Annotated in this window: 15 protein-coding genes; 14 read left to right on the plus strand and 1 reads right to left on the minus strand. The window is 40.7% G+C overall.

Annotated elements, in window-relative coordinates:
* The first annotated feature begins 30 nt into the window (after positions 1-30).
* From lipA to NMS_RS01365, 3 genes are all read left to right on the plus strand, one after another.
* Positions 31-903: a lipoyl synthase gene (gene lipA / locus NMS_RS01355; protein ID WP_041495024.1), complete on the plus strand. Its 873-nt coding sequence runs from the start codon at positions 31-33 to the stop codon at positions 901-903.
* A gap of 47 nt (positions 904-950) precedes the next feature.
* Positions 951-1,946, plus strand: a complete 996-nt coding sequence (gene gap / locus NMS_RS01360) for a type I glyceraldehyde-3-phosphate dehydrogenase (RefSeq protein ID WP_041495025.1) — start codon at positions 951-953, stop codon at positions 1,944-1,946.
* 157 nt (positions 1,947-2,103) lie between these two features.
* Positions 2,104-4,458, plus strand: a complete 2,355-nt coding sequence (locus NMS_RS01365) for a tetratricopeptide repeat-containing hybrid sensor histidine kinase/response regulator (RefSeq protein ID WP_148311318.1) — start codon at positions 2,104-2,106, stop codon at positions 4,456-4,458.
* Here the strand turns inward: NMS_RS01365 and lpxK are convergent.
* Positions 4,455-5,423 (minus strand): tetraacyldisaccharide 4'-kinase, encoded by a 969-nt coding sequence (gene lpxK, locus NMS_RS01370; protein ID WP_041495027.1) that lies wholly within the window; start codon positions 5,421-5,423, stop codon positions 4,455-4,457. The two genes, NMS_RS01365 and lpxK, sit on opposite strands and share 4 nt — an antisense overlap.
* Positions 5,424-5,471: 48 nt before the next feature.
* Here lpxK and NMS_RS01375 point away from each other — a divergent pair, with 48 nt between their 5' ends.
* From NMS_RS01375 to trpB, 11 genes are all read left to right on the plus strand, one after another.
* Positions 5,472-6,563, plus strand: coding sequence for a Nif3-like dinuclear metal center hexameric protein (locus tag NMS_RS01375; RefSeq protein WP_041495028.1), 1,092 nt, complete (start codon positions 5,472-5,474; stop codon positions 6,561-6,563).
* A 3-nt stretch (positions 6,564-6,566) separates the two neighbouring features.
* Positions 6,567-7,346 carry a zinc ribbon domain-containing protein gene (locus NMS_RS01380; RefSeq protein WP_041495029.1) on the plus strand — a complete coding sequence of 260 codons (780 nt, stop codon included), beginning with the start codon at positions 6,567-6,569 and terminating at the stop codon, positions 7,344-7,346.
* Between the two features lie 121 nt (positions 7,347-7,467).
* Complete coding sequence (msrA, locus tag NMS_RS01385; RefSeq protein WP_041495030.1) at positions 7,468-8,115, plus strand: peptide-methionine (S)-S-oxide reductase MsrA; 648 nt, start codon at positions 7,468-7,470, stop codon at positions 8,113-8,115.
* Between the two features lie 188 nt (positions 8,116-8,303).
* A complete protein-coding gene (asnB, locus tag NMS_RS01390; RefSeq protein WP_041495031.1) occupies positions 8,304-9,965 on the plus strand; it encodes an asparagine synthase B in 1,662 nt (553 codons plus the stop codon).
* Positions 9,966-10,157: 192 nt separating this feature from the next.
* Positions 10,158-11,564, plus strand: a complete 1,407-nt coding sequence (locus tag NMS_RS01395; RefSeq protein WP_041495032.1) for an anthranilate synthase component I family protein — start codon at positions 10,158-10,160, stop codon at positions 11,562-11,564.
* A 93-nt stretch (positions 11,565-11,657) separates the two neighbouring features.
* Positions 11,658-12,053, plus strand: a complete 396-nt coding sequence (locus tag NMS_RS01400; RefSeq protein ID WP_148311319.1) for a hypothetical protein — start codon at positions 11,658-11,660, stop codon at positions 12,051-12,053.
* Positions 12,050-12,625, plus strand: coding sequence for an anthranilate synthase component II (locus tag NMS_RS01405; RefSeq protein ID WP_041495034.1), 576 nt, complete (start codon positions 12,050-12,052; stop codon positions 12,623-12,625). The genes NMS_RS01400 and NMS_RS01405 overlap by 4 nt, the downstream gene beginning before the upstream one ends.
* A gap of 1 nt (position 12,626) precedes the next feature.
* Positions 12,627-13,619 (plus strand): anthranilate phosphoribosyltransferase, encoded by a 993-nt coding sequence (gene trpD, locus NMS_RS01410; RefSeq protein ID WP_041495035.1) that lies wholly within the window; start codon positions 12,627-12,629, stop codon positions 13,617-13,619.
* 41 nt (positions 13,620-13,660) lie between these two features.
* Positions 13,661-14,464 carry an indole-3-glycerol phosphate synthase TrpC gene (gene trpC, locus NMS_RS01415; protein WP_041497356.1) on the plus strand — a complete coding sequence of 268 codons (804 nt, stop codon included), beginning with the start codon at positions 13,661-13,663 and terminating at the stop codon, positions 14,462-14,464.
* The gene (locus NMS_RS01420; RefSeq protein WP_041495036.1) at positions 14,461-15,099 is read left to right on the plus strand and encodes a phosphoribosylanthranilate isomerase; all 639 of its coding nucleotides are present in this window, start codon (positions 14,461-14,463) and stop codon (positions 15,097-15,099) included. The genes trpC and NMS_RS01420 overlap by 4 nt, the downstream gene beginning before the upstream one ends.
* Positions 15,096-16,262: a tryptophan synthase subunit beta gene (gene trpB, locus NMS_RS01425; RefSeq protein WP_041495037.1), complete on the plus strand. Its 1,167-nt coding sequence runs from the start codon at positions 15,096-15,098 to the stop codon at positions 16,260-16,262. Before NMS_RS01420 ends, trpB begins: the two co-directional genes overlap by 4 nt.
* Positions 16,263-16,299: the final 37 nt, after the last annotated feature.

Genomic DNA, 16,299 nt, shown 5'->3' on the forward strand with positions numbered 1-16,299 from the left:
TTACGACTACTTAATCCTTAACTTTGTTCTATGAATACAGCTGAAACATCTGTTGCACCACCTAAAGGAAAGCCAAAATGGTTACGGGTTAAACTTCCCGTAGGCCAGAAATACAAAGAATTGCGTAGTGTCGTGGATAAGTACGACTTGCACACGATCTGTACCTCTGGAAGCTGCCCTAATATGGGGGAGTGCTGGACTGAAGGTACAGCCACCTTCATGATTTTAGGAAACACTTGTACCAGATCTTGTGGGTTTTGTGGCGTAAAAACAGGCAGACCAGAAGATGTCGACTGGGCAGAGCCTGAGAAGGTAGCTCGCAGTATCAAGCTCATGAATATCAAACACGCCGTTCTTACTAGCGTGGATAGGGATGACTTGAAAGATATGGGAAGTATTATATGGAAAGAAACTGTTGCTGCAGTGCGACGTATGAATCCTACTACTACCCTAGAAACCCTTATTCCGGATTTTCAAGGAGTGACCAGAAATATTGACCGCATTGTGGCTGCCAATCCAGAGGTAGTTTCTCATAACATGGAAACCGTGAAGCGCCTAACCCGGGAGGTGCGTATTCAAGCAAAATATGAGCGCAGTCTAGAAGTGCTGCGATACTTGAAGCAGGAAGGCATCAACCGTACTAAGTCAGGGATCATGTTAGGTTTAGGAGAGTTGGAACCTGAGGTCATTCAGACCATGGAAGATTTGAGAGAAAATAATGTTGATGTAGTAACTATAGGTCAATATTTACAACCCAGTAAAAAACACCTACCGGTAAAAGAATTTATTACTCCAGAGCAGTTCAAGAAATATGAAACTATAGGTCTGGAAATGGGCTTTAGACATGTGGAAAGTGGCGCTCTAGTGCGCAGCTCGTACAAAGCTCATAAGCACATTCTCTAATAGCCTATTCTATTTTATTCCAGCTTTAAAATACGTCACCCATTTCTATGATTAAAGTAGCTATTAACGGTTTTGGCAGGATAGGAAGAACTTTTTTAAGGACGGCTCTAACGCAGGCTGATATTCAAGTAGTAGCTATCAATGACCTTGCCCCATTAGAAGTGATGTCTCATTTGTTGAAATATGACTCCGTTCATGGTGTCCTTAAAAACAATGTTTCTCACGAGGATGGCCATCTAAAAATTGACGATCATCTTATCAAATTTACCCATGAAAGTAGGATTGAAAATCTAGACTGGCACGACGTGGATATTGTCATTGAATCTACTGGCAAATTCAAGACAAAAAAAGATCTTGAAAAACACCTTGATGCTGGAGCTAAAAAAGTTATTCTAAGCGCGCCTTCAATCGACGATGATATAAAGACCGTGGTCTTGGGAGTCAATGACCATATTCTAAATGCTACAGATCAAATCGTGTCAAATGCCTCATGTACAACGAATAATGCGGCTCCTATGATCAAAGTTCTGGATGAGCTTTGTGGTGTGAAACAAGCTTACATCACCACCGTACATAGCTACACAACAGACCAGAGTCTACACGATCAACCTCACAAAGATCTACGCCGGGCACGTGCTGCAGGACAATCCATTGTACCAACAACCACTGGAGCAGCAAAGGCTCTTACTAAAATTTTTCCTCATTTGAGCGATGTTATAGGAGGCTGCGGTATTCGCGTACCAGTGCCCAATGGAAGTTTGACAGACATGACCATCAATGTGAAGCAGGAAATTACAGTGGAGCAGGTGAATGAAGCTTTTTTCGCTTTCGCGAAAGCGAATCCGTCCACATTTAGTTACACCACGATCCCCCTAGTTTCCATCGATATTTCGGGCAGTCCCTACTCTTGTATTTACGATAGCGAAATGACTTCAGTGATCGGAAATATGGTAAAAATAATAGGCTGGTACGACAATGAAAGTGGGTACTCCAACCGCTTGATTGACATGGTTATAAAGTTAGATTCTTTAAACAATAGTTAATTAAAGAGCCCTATTATCGACGAAAGGTAGTAAAAGGGAGTAATTTCAACCTAATTCCGTGAACTTGAAACCAAGATTCTATATTTGTGTTTCAAGCTATTTTGTGTTAAGAGGCATAATTTTATCGATTGTCATTCTCGTGTTGGGGAATTTGGGAATGGCACAACAAACGGATCGACCGGTTTCTACGGAAAGCCAGCAGATCGCCGTGGACGCTATTCTTGATCGTGCTAATCTAGCACTTCAACGCAATAAATTTGCTGAGGCTCAAAAGATCATCGTAAGTGCAGAGGAAATTGCCACAGATTCTGCGATATTCGCTCGCACTCAAATTGTCCATACAAAATATTATTCCTTCATTGGTCAATTAGATAAGGCAGCAAGCAATATTAAAAAGCTTGAGCAAATCATACCTAAGGATTCGCCTTCTTACCTTGATCTCATGCTAGTTAAGGCAGCCGTCAACATCAAGAAAAAAGAGTTCGTTGAAGCTAACGAAGCGCTAAAAACAATTAACATCTTACTGGTTAACAATCCGGAAAGAAGTAATGTAATCCAAGCGGAATACTTGAAGGCAGATTTGTTATTACACACCAGCAATTTTGAAGAGGCGATTAACGTCTATAAGCGCATTCTTCCAGAGTTGAAAGAAGAAAAATTATTTTATTTTGAAGCAAAAGCCGCTTTCAACTTATCCTTATCCTATTACAAACAAAATGCAATTGAAGATGCAAATACTTCTCTCGATGACGCCATGGCTAAAGCGACAAGCTTTGGATTTACTGGAATTGAATTGGATTGCTACGATCTGAAATACAACATCGAAAAGACCCTAGGCAATTATGAGTTGGCCTTAGAATATTTAGTTAGATACAACAGAGTGCGAGAAACTGCTGGATTGTCACTGGCAGGTCAAATGAGCAATCCTGAAATACTGGGAACCATAGAAAACCTTCAGTCTGAAAATAACATGCTAAAGGCCAAAACAGAGGAACAAACCAGTGAGCTTAAGGGACGGGAGATGTATTCCATTTTGCTCTTTGTTTTGCTTACATTGCTTTCCCTGTTGACCATGTCTTTGTTCAAGAATAACAAGCTGCGCGCTAGAAGTAATCAAGCATTAGAAGGCAAAAATTCTGCGCTGATTGACGAGCGAGATCGAGCTCAAGATGCTGCTAAAATTAAAGCAGATTTCCTATCCACAATCACCCACGAGCTACGTACTCCTATGTATGCAGTAACTGGATTGACTCACTTATTGTTAGAGACAGAACCTAGAGATGATCAAAAGGATCATTTAGAAACATTACAATCTTCAGGAGAGTATTTGTTATCACTTATTGATAATATTCTAGATTTCAATAAATTAGAGGCTAATAAGGTACAATTGGAATCTATTCCTTTTGATCTTAAGAAGCGAGTGGAAGACATTACGGTTTCACTTGGAAATCAAGCAAAAGATCAACTGAATAACTTAAATCTAGAATTTGACAAATCGATCCCTAGCCGCATAAAAGGAGATCCAGTCAAAATTTCACAGATACTCATCAACTTAGTTGGAAATGCCATCAAGTTCACTAAAAACGGTAACATCTGGATACGCGTGAATCAAGTGAAGCAAATCGACGACAAGTGTTTGATTCATTTTGAAGTAGAAGATAACGGCAAAGGAATATCTGAAGAAAAGCAACAGGACATCTTTAATAACTTTACTCAAGAAGGATCTAGTACAACTAGAGAATATGGAGGTACTGGTTTAGGTCTTGCCATCGTGAAAAATTTGATAGAGCTGATGGGAAGTAAAGTTGAATTAGATAGTAAAATAGGTCGTGGTAGCGTCTTTTCTTTTGATTTGTGGTTTGAGCTTCCTGATTCTAATAAATTCTATGAAGAGAATTCTACTAAAGGATACGATCACTTTAAAGAGGTAGAAGAATATCCAGAATACAAAAAACCTGTACGTTCAAACTCAAATGCAGAAATAAAACCAGAGCCTAAGATAAACGAAGAAAATAAAGAATCAACAACGACACCTGTAGCGCCCTCAACTCAAGATTCAAGTCCTGAGAATACTGAAGACAAGCCTAGATCTAATAACGACGTCATAGCCATAAAACAGGCAACACCCAAAGACCTGATCGCTAAAAAGATTCTTATTGTAGAAGATAATAAGATCAATCAAATGATTACAAGGAAGATTCTAGAGGGGAAAAACTTTGATTGTGAAATTGCCAATAACGGTATTGAGGCTCTAGGAAAAATCAAAGAAAATCAATACGACCTTGTCCTTATGGATATCCACATGCCTGGAATGGATGGTAAACAATGCACAAGAGAAGTACGCAAGTTTGATCGTGAACTGCCTATCATAGCTCTTACCGCTGTTACCCTGGATGAATCTGAAAAAGAATTTTATGAGATAGGATTTGACGACATCATTCCTAAGCCTTTTAAAATGAATGAATTCTTTGAGAAAATTCAAAAGGCGTTTACAAATTACCAGATTTACTAAAATTTAGGAGCTTCTCCTAAAAATTCCATCGTGATAGGAACATAATACACATGTTCCAAATTATACTGTTTTAGGCGCACAAAATCTTTTTCAGTTGTGATAATGAGTTCCTTTTCTCTAAAACGGTCAATATCTTTTTGAGTAAAATTGTAATGGTCTGGAAAGTATAAGTGATCCACTTCCATATACTCTTTCAAATAACTCACAAAATAATCAGGCTTTGCAATTCCAGTAATTACGGTAATTTTTTGACCTGATAATTTATGAAGCGTTAGGCTCCCTGAAATTCCTATCGCTTCGGCGGCATATCCGATAGTAGAAAAATAAACTCCTTGATAGCTTTTAGGATTTATTTTTTTGATGATCTGTTGCTGCTCTGTCTCACTTAGATCCTCTGGACATTTAGTAACTACGATATGACTGGCACGATATGCTCCAGATCGGGATTCCCTCAAGTTGCCAGCTGGAAGCAGGTGATCATAATAAAAAGGTTGACCGTAACTAGTGAGCAAGACATACGTTGACGCTTTAACATATCGATGTTGATACGCATCATCTAGAAGTATCAAGTCCAATTGATGATTCCTCAGCAAGGTTTCCACTCCATCTACACGTTTTTCACATACAGCAACGACAATAGAATCCTTAAATTTTAATTTGAATTGCAATGGTTCATCTCCAACCTCGACTGGCGTGTTTTTTTCGAAAACTTCTAGAAACCCTCTCGTTTTCCGACCATAACCACGACTTAGAACTGCCACTTTTTTATCGGAATTTTGCCGAATTAAGTATTCGATCATAGGTGACTTTCCAGTACCGCCGGTACTCAGATTTCCAACAGCAATGATGGGAATATCAAATTGCCGCTGCTCTAAAAACCCTTGATCAAAACCCCAATTACGTAACCCAGTAATACCATCGTACAACACTGAAAATGGATATAGTAAAAATCTAAGGTTCGTCATGGCTTCAAAAGTAGCTTAAATTTTATCTTTACTTTTTTACCTCTGTATATGAAAATTCAAGAAGTTACCGATTATTTAGAGCTCTTAGCTCCTTTACACTACGCTCAAGATTTCGATAATGTAGGGTTGCTAGTGGGAGACCCTGCCACTGAAGTAACTGGAGTTCTAGTTACATTAGATTGCCTAGAAACGGTAGTTGATGAAGCGATTGCCAGTAACTGTAATTTGATTATTTCATTTCATCCAATTATTTTCTCTGGCCTGAAACACCTACGAACATCAGATTATGTGCGCAGGACTGTAATCAAAGCCATAAAAAATGATATTGCCATTTACGCAACTCATACCGCTCTGGACATGGCTCATGGCGGCGTAAGCTATCGAATGGCTCAAGAATTGAATCTGACAGAGGTGCGAACCTTAATTCCTGAACAAAACCTAATTAAAAAACTCTCGGTACATGTTCCAAAATCACATGCGAGTCAGCTCAGGGAATCCCTATTTGCTTCAGGAGCTGGAGAGTTAGGCAACTATAGCGAGTGTAGCTTTTCAATAGAAGGCACTGGCACCTTCAAAGGCAGTAAACAAAGTAATCCTGCAATAGGCACTGCAGGAGTTCGCGAGACTTTACAAGAAGAGCTCCTAGAAATTACATTTTTACCACATCTGGAGGGTACTATTCTTAAGACCATGAGAGAAAATCATCCTTATGAAGAGGTTTCTTACTCGCTTCAAACTATCGAGAACACTTATGATAGGATAGGAATGGGAGCGATTGGATTCTTAAAAGAAGAAATGAGTAAAGAAGATTTCCTAAAAAAGATAAAGTCTGTATTTAAAACAGGTGTGGTAAGAAGTTCGCTTTCGCGAAAGCGAACCATTCAAAAAATAGCGGTTCTAGGCGGGTCCGGTGCTTTTGCCATTCAAAATGCAAAGCGCGCTGGTGCGGATGCCTACATCACGGCAGACTTAAAATACCATGATTTTTTCCAAGGTGACGACATCCTTCTTTGCGATGTGGGACATTATGAGAGTGAACAGTTTACAAAAAACCTTTTACACGAATATCTTAGTGAAAAATTTAGTAATTTTGCAATCCTTTGCGCACAGACGCAAACAAACCCTGTAAATTATATATAGCAGATGGCAAAAAAGACCGAGGCAACTGTAGAAGACAAGTTAAGAGAGCTTTACGACCTACAACTAATCGATTCTAGGATAGATGAGATACGCAACGTACGTGGTGAATTGCCACTAGAAGTTCAAGATCTTGAGGATGAAGTGGAAGGATTGAATACCCGCCTAGCAAAACTTGATGCGCACCTAGAGGACCTAAACGAGCAAATCAAAGGCAAGAAAAACTTGATCGAGGAGTCTAAAACTCTTATCAAGAAATACTCTGAGCAGCAAAAGAACGTACGTAACAATCGTGAATTCAACTCTTTATCTAAGGAAATTGAATTTCAAGAATTGGAAATCGAGCTGGCTGAAAAGCACATACGCGAATTCAAAGCACAGATAGAGCAACAAAACGAAGTGATCAAGGACAGCAAGGAACGCGTAGAACAACGTGCTGAACACTTAAAGCATAAGAAAGAAGAACTTGCTGAAATCTTGAAAGAGACAGAGAAAGAAGAGCAAGCGCTTATGAAGATGTCTAGCGATCATGCAGACTCTATCGAACCACGATTGATGAAAGCTTATTCTAAGATCAGACATAGCGTTAAAAATGGTCTTGCAGTAGTGCCGATTGAAAGAGGAGCTTCTGGAGGATCTTACTTCACTATTCCACCACAAGTACAGGTAGAGATTGCGAGTCGCAAGAAAGTAATTACTGACGAGCACTCTGGACGTATCTTAGTAGATGCAGCTTTAGCACATGAGCAAGCTGAAAAAATGAATAGCGTTTTTGACAAGCTATAATTAGACTGTATCAAACCTCACAGAAAACCCGTCTACGCTATGCGTGGACGGGTTTTTCTTTTAACTAGGTTTTAATAGAAAGACGCCATCCTCATTCTACTTTTATATAAAAGATTTAGCGATGAAACTATTGAGTTTATTATTAGTAATGTTTGCTGCAAACAGCTGCAATCAAACGACAGGTGAAACTTCTACTGATACTGCAATGAGCAAAGATCCTGTAGAGGTGCCAGCCTCTGCAGAAGGTATGGAGAAGGCTTATTTTGCCAGCGGTTGTTTTTGGTGTGTAGAAGAAATATTTGAAAGTGTAAAAGGGGTGGAAGAAGCCATATCGGGTTACAGTGGTGGCGAGACCCAAAACCCTACTTATCAGGATCATGCAGACCATGCTGAAGCAAATGAGATCATTTATAATCCAGAGGTAGTTAGTTTTGAAACTTTAGTGGATGTTTATTTTGCCTCTCAAGATATCGAACAAGTAAATGGTCAAGGACCGGATCGTGGAAAGTCCTACAGGAGCATTATATTTTATCAAAACGATCAACAAAAGCAAATCATTGAAGATAAAGTCGCAGCCTTAGAATCAGAAGGTTATGATGTCGCTGCTGAGGTAAAACCCTTCACAAAATTTTGGGTAGCGGAAGATTACCACCAGGATTATGCAAGACTGAACCCTAATAATGGGTACATTCAAAATGTTAGCATTCCACGCTGGAAACGCTTTGCCGCCAAGATGCCTGGCGTTCTTAAAGAAGATGTAAGTCATTGAGGTAGAGAGTTTCTATCCAAATTAGGATATTAAAAGAAACTTATATACATTTACTGTAACATGAACACAATCAATAATATCAGAACTAATAATAATCCGTCACGAGAGTGAGGTAGTTCCTGATATTTTTAAAACAAATCAAAAGGTCTACTTCACAGTAGGCCTTTTTTCATTTAAACCAACCAATTATGTGCGGAATCGTAGGAGTATTTGACCTGAAAAAAGACAGTGCCAGCCAAAGGCAAGATGTGCTAGAACTTTCAAAAAAACTGAGGCATCGCGGACCTGACTGGTCCGGGATCTATTGCGGCGAGAAAGCTATTCTTGCCCACGAACGCTTAACTATCGTGGACCCTCAATCTGGCGGGCAACCCTTATACAGTCCTGATGGTAAAATCGTTCTTGCTGTAAACGGTGAGATCTACAATCACCAAAAGATACGCGAGCAATACAGCAGCTATGAGTTCCAAACTAAATCTGACTGTGAGGTTATTCTAGCTCTATATCAAGATAAGGGCGTGAACTTCATGGATGTACTTAACGGTATGTATAGTTTTGCCCTTTACGACAGCGAGAAAGATGTTTTCCTGTGTGCGCGGGATCATCAAGGAATCATTCCGTTGTATTATGGAACTGATGAAATGGGACAATTCTACGTTGCGAGTGAATTAAAGGCGCTGGAAGGAACATGCAATGAGATCGCTCCATTCCCTCCAGGAAATTATTATTATAGTGAAGACAAAGAATTTACCAAATGGTACGATCGCGATTGGAAAGACTATGATGCGGTAAAGGACAATACCAGCTCTGTAAAAGAATTGCGCAAGGCAATGGAAGATAGTGTTCACAGACATTTGATGAGCGATGTTCCTTACGGCGTATTGCTTTCAGGTGGATTGGATAGCTCTATTGTAAGTGCAGTTGCTAAGAAATATGCTGCACGACGCGTGGAGTCTGGTGATTATGCAGACGCCTGGTGGCCACAGCTACACTCGTTTGCTATAGGCCTAGAAGGAAGTCCAGATCTTGCGGCAGCAGAAACCGTTGCAGAACATATAGGAACGGTACATCACAGCGTGAACTTTACCATTCAGGAAGGTCTCGACGCGATCAAAGATGTCATATACTACCTAGAAACTTATGATGTGACTACAGTGAGAGCCTCCACGCCTATGTATTTATTGGCGCGGGTCATCAAGTCCATGGGAATCAAGATGGTACTTTCTGGAGAAGGTAGCGATGAAATTTTTGGAGGTTATCTGTACTTTCATAAGGCTCCTAGCGCTGAAGAATTTCATAAAGAAACCGTTCGCAAACTGGACACGCTGCACTTGTACGACAATCTGCGCGCTAATAAATCATTAGCTGCTTGGGGTATTGAAGGGCGTGTTCCTTTCCTAGATAAAGAATTTATGGATGTAGCGATGCGATTAAATCCAAAAGATAAAATGTGTGGCAACGGTAAAATGGAAAAGCACATTTTACGTGAGGCTTTTGAGGACTACCTTCCTAAAAGTGTTGCGTGGAGACAGAAAGAGCAATTTAGCGATGGTGTAGGCTACAGCTGGATAGACACCTTAAAAGAAACCGTGAATGCATTAGTGACAGACGAGATGATGGAATCTGCCAAGTTTAAATTCAAAATTAACCCACCTCAAAGCAAGGAAGAATACTACTACCGCAGCATTTTCAGCGAGCACTTCCCTAGCGACGCCGCAGCGAGCTGTGTACCTTCTGTTAAGTCTGTGGCCTGCTCCACGCCTATCGCACTTGAATGGGATGCAGCGTTTAAAAATATGAACGACCCGTCTGGTAGAGCGGTCGCTGGCGTGCATGATGACGGATATTAAAATGTGGTCTTAAAATGTTTGCGCTTTCGCGAAAGCGTAATTATCTTTGGCACTCAATGGAAAACACAAATCATACTTGGTGGTGGAACAACATAGCTCAACAGCCGTGAAGTCGCCCGTATGAATATCTATACAAGGTCTGCTTAACGGCAGACCTTTTTTGTTAGACCTATTCCATTTAATAGAAAGAAAATGAACACTTTTAAACCAAATACATTACATCAAATACTCCTAGCGGACACCATGACACCCGTAGGGATTTACATGAGGTTGCGCGATAAGTATCCAGGAAGTATTTTACTAGAAAGCAACGAATACGGGCAGCGCAGTAACAGCTATTCTTTCATTTGTTGCAATCCCGTAGCGACTTTTGAGATTGATTACGCGCAAATTTCCATTACCACTCCAGATCAAAACATTGAGGAGCAAGAATTCTCAACTGATTATGACCTAGTAAAAGGTCTGGAAAAATTTAAGAATCGATTTGATCCTGGTAGCACTGATTTTCCTTTTCCAACGAATGGTCTTTTCGGTTACCTAAGTTACGACGCGGTCCAATTGTTTGAGAATATTGAGTTTGCAAAGCATAAGATTGTAGATGAAGAAGCGATTCCGCTGGTTCACTATCAGGTATTTCAAAATGTGTTGGTCTTTGATCATTATCACAATCAGCTGTATGTTTTTGATCATGTATATGAAAACGGAACTTCTAAAATGGAGAACCTCATCAACATCATTCAGCACCGCGATATTGCCAAATATGACTTTTCCACCAACGGCAATGAAGAATCAGAAATGTCTGATGCTGATTTCAAACAACTGGTAGAAAAAGGGAAAGAACACTGTAAGCGTGGTGACGTCTTTCAAATCGTTCTATCTAGGAAGTTCACTCAAGCCTACAAAGGTGATGATTTCAACGTATATCGCCAGTTACGGGCCATCAACCCTAGTCCATATCTTTTCTATTTTGATTATGGAAATTTCAGGATTTTCGGATCTTCGCCAGAGGCACAATTGCTTATCAAAAATGACAAGGCGAGCATCCAGCCCATCGCTGGAACATACAAAAGAACTGGCGATGACACTGCAGATCTTACTGCTGCTCAAGAACTCAAAAAAGATCCTAAAGAAACTGCAGAACATGTGATGCTGGTAGATCTGGCCCGAAATGATTTGAGCCGTCACGCTAGAGAGGTTGAAGTGACCGATTACCAAAACATCCATTTCTACTCACACGTGATCCACATGGTCAGCACGGTTCAAGGAACTATTGAGGAAGAAGATAGAATACCATTGATAGGAGATACGTTTCCAGCAGGTACCTTAAGCGGCGCTCCTAAATTTCGAGCAATGCAGCTTATAGATCAATATGAAAATAGTGCGAGACAGTTTTACGGCGGCGCAATAGGCTACCTTGGCTTTGATGGAAGCTTCAACCATGCGATTATCATTAGAACCATATTATCCAGCAATAACAAAATTCACTTTAGAGCCGGAGCTGGGGTAGTTGTCGACAGCGATCTAGAAAGCGAAAATCAAGAAGTTTATAATAAAACAAATGCCTTGAGAAAGGCGATTCAACAAGCAAATCAACAATAGATTATGAAAATAATTCATGCATCAATTATACTAGTTCTACTTCTGTGCTTAACATCTTGTAGTAATAACAAAGAGCTTTTTAAAACGAATGTTGTGCAAAATGGGGACTTTAAGAATGTAAGTTTTGAGCCTAACATGCAATTTGTAACCGTGATGGATAGTGCGTACCAATATTTTTCCAAAGAGGATTATAAAATGGTACTCGCTGGATCTGTAGCTAGAGGGGAAACTATATATCAATCAGATAAATTTAGTTTGAAAATCCTCTTACGCACATACAATCTAGTGGATAGAGAAGAGTACGAGTTTGTACTGAGAACCTTTAGTAAAGATTTCAAAATTATTGATTCCTATGTGATGTCTAGCACGTTAAATAATCTATCCTGCGACGGAAGCATCGATAATGATCTCGTTATTACAAAAACTTGCGATGACGGCACCAGCAAAACAGCAACCATCGATGAATATGGAAAATTCATAGTTGAATGAAAAAGTCGCCCAACATACTGGTTATAGACAACTACGACTCGTTCACCTACAATCTGGTGCACTATCTGGAAGATCTTGATGCGATGGTGACCGTGGTAAGAAATGATAAAATCGAACCCAAGGAAACCTTAGAATACGATGCCATTATTTTATCGCCTGGACCAGGAATCCCGCGTGAGGCTGGAAAACTGATGGAGATCATTGAAGCAGCAAAGGATTCAACTCCGATTTTAGGAATCTGCTTGGGACACCAGGCGATTACAGAAGCTTTTGGCGGCACCATCGTCAATCTTGAAAAAGTATATCATGGTATTGCTACGGTGATGGAGCACGATGACAGCTCGTTTTTTGATCAAGTGGATCAAAAGTTTGAAGCTGGTCGTTACCACTCGTGGAACGCCCAAGAATCTGATTTTCCTAACGTACTTCAAATCACCGCCCGAGATGAAAACGGTCAAATCATGGCTCTCAAGCACAAAGAACTGCCCATCTATGGCGTTCAGTTTCATCCAGAAAGCGTGATGACGCCACAGGGAAAAACGATGCTCAAGAACTTTTTAGCCACACTCTAGCATGAAAGAAATACTCAACGAATTATTTGAACATAAAACGCTTTCGCGAAAGCGTGCTCACGACATTCTTACGGCAATCACCGCAGGCGAGGTAAACGATTCTCAAATCGCTGCATTTCTTACCGTCTATGGAATGCGCAGCGTGACCGTGGATGAGTTGGCTGGTTTTCGAGATGCGATGTTGGAGCAAGCCTTGTTGATTGATCTAGAAAAGTATAATCCGATTGATTTATGTGGTACTGGTGGTGATGGGAAAAATACGTTTAACATCAGCACATTGGCTAGTTTTGTAACTGCTGGTTCTGGTGTTAAAGTAGCAAAACACGGTAATTATGGCGTGAGCAGTGTGAGTGGCTCCAGCAACGTGATGGAGTCCATGGGTTTTAAATTCACAAACGATTTTGAAACGCTGGAAAAGCAAATCGATCAAGCCAATATCTGTTTCCTGCACGCTCCCCTATTCCATCCTGCAATGAAAGCGGTGGCGCCTATTCGAAGAGCATTGGGCATCAAAACCTTTTTCAATATGCTCGGCCCTTTGGTAAATCCTGCACGACCAAAATTGCAGAGCGTGGGTGTTTTCAATCTGCAGCTCGCTAGAAACTACGAGTATTTGTTTCAAAACGAAGAAGGGAAACGCTACGCAATCCTACATGCGCACGACGGTTATGATGAAGTAAGCCTTACTGGTAAAACCAGAATTGCTGGAAATATCGGAGTAGTCGATGTAAAACCTAGCGATTTTAGCCTCGACAAACTAACGATGAATCAAATCTCTGGTGGTGAAAGCCTAGAGGAGGCTGCGACCATTTTTAAAAATGTTCTGGAAAACAAAGCGACGGCGGCACAAAAATCGGTAGTTATTGCAAACGCTGCCACCGCAATATCAGTCGCCCAAGAAATGCCACTTTTAATGGCCGTTGAAAAAGCAACTGAGTCATTAGAGTCTGGAAAAGCACTTGAATGTTTTGAAAAACTATTGGAGTTAAACTAGAAACGAAGTCTCAATACTTCGTGCTAAAAACTGAAACTATTTTGGAAGACATCTTAAAAAAAATAACGAATCAAACCGCCGCTGACCTGAAAGAACGTCGGGCAAAAACTACGCTGGCATCGCTTAAAGAAATGCCGCATTACGCTCGCATGCCATTATCACTGCATGAAGCGCTCAAAAATGGTAGCGGGATTATTGCAGAGCATAAGCGACAAAGTCCTTCTAAAGGATCTTTTGAATGCCCTGCAAGCCTGGAAGATGTGGTTAAAGGCTATGAAAAAGCTGGTGCCAGCGCAATTAGTTGTTTGACAGACGAGCCGTTCTTCGGTGGCACATTGCAAGATTTAGTCGACACTCGTGAGTTTGTAAATATTCCAATCCTGCGCAAAGATTTCATCATCGATTTGTATCAAATCCATGAGGCCAAAGCCCACGGTGCAGATGCAATCTTACTTATCGCTGCTTGCCTGGATGATGAACAGTTGAACACACTATCGCTTGAGGCGCTCAATATAGGCCTCGAGATCCTTTTTGAGGTTCATGATGGTACAGATCTCGACCGTGTCAAAAAAAGTACGGTACAACTCAATCCCACAAAATATATCATAGGCGTCAACAACCGGGATTTAAAGCGTTTCAAGACAGATGTCAAAATCAGTGAAGATCTCATTCCTGCTTTTCCTGAAGGTGTCTTAGCAATTTCAGAGAGCGGAATTTCAGATCCTGAGGTCGTGAAAAACTTGCAAATAGTAGGCTATCAAGGTTTTCTGATAGGTGAGAATTTTATGAAAACTACAGATCCAGGTTCTAGTTGCGCAGAATTCATAAAAGCAATTCAATCATGATGATCAAGATTTGCGGTATGAGAGAAGTTGAAAATATCAATGCTTTGCAGCAGTTGGATATTGACTTTATGGGCATCATCCGCTATCCTAAAAGCAAACGTTTTGTGGACGAGCAGCAAAAGTCTGCTATCGAAAAACTGACCATGAATAAAGGAACCGTCGGTGTTTACGTGAATGCCAGCTTTGAGGAAATCTTGCAGGATATCATTCCCTTGCAGTTGGATGTGCTGCAGTTGCATGGTGATGAGGATTCCGCTTTCGCGAAAGCGTTACTAGAATTGGACATCAAGGTATTCAAGGCTTTCCAGATGAATGAAGACTTTAATTTTGAGTCTTTTAAAGATTGGGAACAACTCGCAAAAGAATACCAAGGCAAGCTATTTTTCCTGTTCGACACGGCGACTAAAAATTATGGCGGCAGCGGCAAGAAATTTAATTGGCAATTGCTCGACAACTATACCGGTAACATACCTTTTTTGTTGAGCGGCGGTATTTCCAATGACGATGCAAGTGATATAAAAAACATTAAACACGATATGTTTCTAGGTGTAGACTTGAACTCACAATTTGAGGACGAGCCCGGATTAAAGAATATCGAAATGATTAAAAGTTTCATAGAAAAATTAAGAAAATGAGCTATCAAGTAGACGATAAAGGGTTTTACGGCGAGTTCGGTGGTGCATTCATACCAGAATTGCTATATCCTAATATTGAAGAGCTTCAGGAAAACTACCTGAAAATTGAGAAAAGCGAAGAGTTTCAAATCGAATTTCACCAGCTGCTCAAGGATTATGTGGGCAGACCTACACCATTGTTCCTCGCAAAAAGATTATCTGCAAAATACGGCGCAGAGATCTGGCTCAAACGCGAGGATCTTTGTCATACTGGTGCTCATAAAGTCAACAATACAGTAGGTCAAATTCTGCTAGCAGAAAAACTAGGCAAAAAACGAATCATTGCCGAAACCGGCGCAGGCCAACACGGTGTTGCCACAGCAACCGTTTGTGCCTTAAAAGGCTTAAAATGCATCGTCTACATGGGTGAGAAAGATATCGAACGTCAAGCACCTAACGTGGCTCGCATGAAAATGCTAGGCGCCGAAGTACGACCAGCCACCAGCGGTTCTAAAACCTTAAAAGACGCTACCAATGAAGCGATGCGCGACTGGATTAATAATCCAGAAGACACACACTATATCATAGGATCTGTAGTTGGACCACATCCCTATCCAGATATGGTAGCACGTTATCAAGCTATTATTTCTAAGGAAATTAAAGAGCAAATGCAAGGCTTGCCTGATTATGTGATCGCATGTGTAGGCGGTGGCTCTAATGCCATGGGTGCCTTCTACCATTTTCTAGATGATCCATCAGTCAAATTGATAGGTGTAGAAGCAGCTGGTTTAGGAGTTGATACAAATAAGACAGCAGCAACATTAACCTTGGGAACTCCAGGCGTTTTACACGCCAGCCGTTCCATCATGATGCAAGATAAAGACGGTCAAGTGGTAGAGCCACATAGCATCAGTGCCGGACTGGATTATCCAGGAATTGGCCCTGCTCACGCTTGGTTAAAAGTTTCTGATCGTGCCCAATACATGGCAGTAACAGATGCAGATGCTCTAAAAGCAGCCGTGGAATGCAGCCAGATGGAAGGAATTATTCCAGCATTGGAAACAGCTCATGCTTTTTCTGTATTAAAAGATTTGGACTTAAATCCAACTGATCGTGTGGTGATCAACCTTTCTGGACGTGGCGATAAGGATATGGATACTTACATGAGAGAACTTCATCTTTGATGAATCTGAACGCAAACTTGAACTTCAATAATAACAA

Origin of the sequence: Nonlabens marinus S1-08, assembly GCF_000831385.1 — a bacterium.
Taxonomy (GTDB): Bacteria; Bacteroidota; Bacteroidia; order Flavobacteriales; family Flavobacteriaceae; genus Nonlabens; species Nonlabens marinus.

Excerpts from the sequence above, each read along its gene's own strand:
- lipA (WP_041495024.1), top strand. The coding sequence starts at position 31 with ATGAATACAGCTGAAACATCTGTTGCACCACCTAAAGGAAAGCCAAAA.
- gap (WP_041495025.1), top strand. The coding sequence starts at position 951 with ATGATTAAAGTAGCTATTAACGGTTTTGGCAGGATAGGAAGAACTTTT.
- NMS_RS01365 (WP_148311318.1), top strand. The coding sequence starts at position 2,104 with ATGGCACAACAAACGGATCGACCGGTTTCTACGGAAAGCCAGCAGATC.
- lpxK (WP_041495027.1), bottom strand. The coding sequence starts at position 5,423 with ATGACGAACCTTAGATTTTTACTATATCCATTTTCAGTGTTGTACGAT.
- NMS_RS01375 (WP_041495028.1), top strand. The coding sequence starts at position 5,472 with ATGAAAATTCAAGAAGTTACCGATTATTTAGAGCTCTTAGCTCCTTTA.
- NMS_RS01380 (WP_041495029.1), top strand. The coding sequence starts at position 6,567 with ATGGCAAAAAAGACCGAGGCAACTGTAGAAGACAAGTTAAGAGAGCTT.
- msrA (WP_041495030.1), top strand. The coding sequence starts at position 7,468 with ATGAAACTATTGAGTTTATTATTAGTAATGTTTGCTGCAAACAGCTGC.
- asnB (WP_041495031.1), top strand. The coding sequence starts at position 8,304 with ATGTGCGGAATCGTAGGAGTATTTGACCTGAAAAAAGACAGTGCCAGC.
- NMS_RS01395 (WP_041495032.1), top strand. The coding sequence starts at position 10,158 with ATGAACACTTTTAAACCAAATACATTACATCAAATACTCCTAGCGGAC.
- NMS_RS01405 (WP_041495034.1), top strand. The coding sequence starts at position 12,050 with ATGAAAAAGTCGCCCAACATACTGGTTATAGACAACTACGACTCGTTC.
- trpD (WP_041495035.1), top strand. The coding sequence starts at position 12,627 with ATGAAAGAAATACTCAACGAATTATTTGAACATAAAACGCTTTCGCGA.
- NMS_RS01420 (WP_041495036.1), top strand. The coding sequence starts at position 14,461 with ATGATGATCAAGATTTGCGGTATGAGAGAAGTTGAAAATATCAATGCT.
- trpB (WP_041495037.1), top strand. The coding sequence starts at position 15,096 with ATGAGCTATCAAGTAGACGATAAAGGGTTTTACGGCGAGTTCGGTGGT.